This is a genomic window from Ciceribacter ferrooxidans (genome assembly GCF_004137355.1).
Classification (GTDB): Bacteria; Pseudomonadota; Alphaproteobacteria; order Rhizobiales; family Rhizobiaceae; genus Allorhizobium; species Allorhizobium ferrooxidans.
Map to the genome: position 1 here is coordinate 1 of NZ_SDVB01000312.1, position 276 is coordinate 276.

Sequence of the window (276 nt, forward strand, 5' to 3'; positions counted from 1 at the left end):
GCTACTGCTGTAATAATCTCGTGAGCCACCTTGACTTCTGCTACTGCTGTAATAATCTCGTGAGCCACCTCTGCTACTGTAACCACCACTTCTGTCAAAACGGCTGCTGCCACCATATCCCCTGTCACCACCTCTGCTGCCGCTGCCGCGGAAATAGCCTCCTCTGCCGCCAGATCCACCTCTGCCTCCTCTCCTTTCACCTGAAGACTTGCCTGCCTGGTCAACACGAATTTGACGTCCATCTATAGATTTCCCATTCAGAGCCTCCATGGCATC

At 53.3% G+C, this 276-nt stretch carries 1 protein-coding gene; it reads right to left on the reverse strand.

Annotated features, from left to right (window positions below):
• A partial coding sequence (locus EUU22_RS22165) for a hypothetical protein (protein WP_165351260.1) occupies positions 1 to 242 on the reverse strand: 242 nt, incomplete at its 3' end.
• Between the last annotated feature and the right edge of the window lie 34 nt (positions 243 to 276).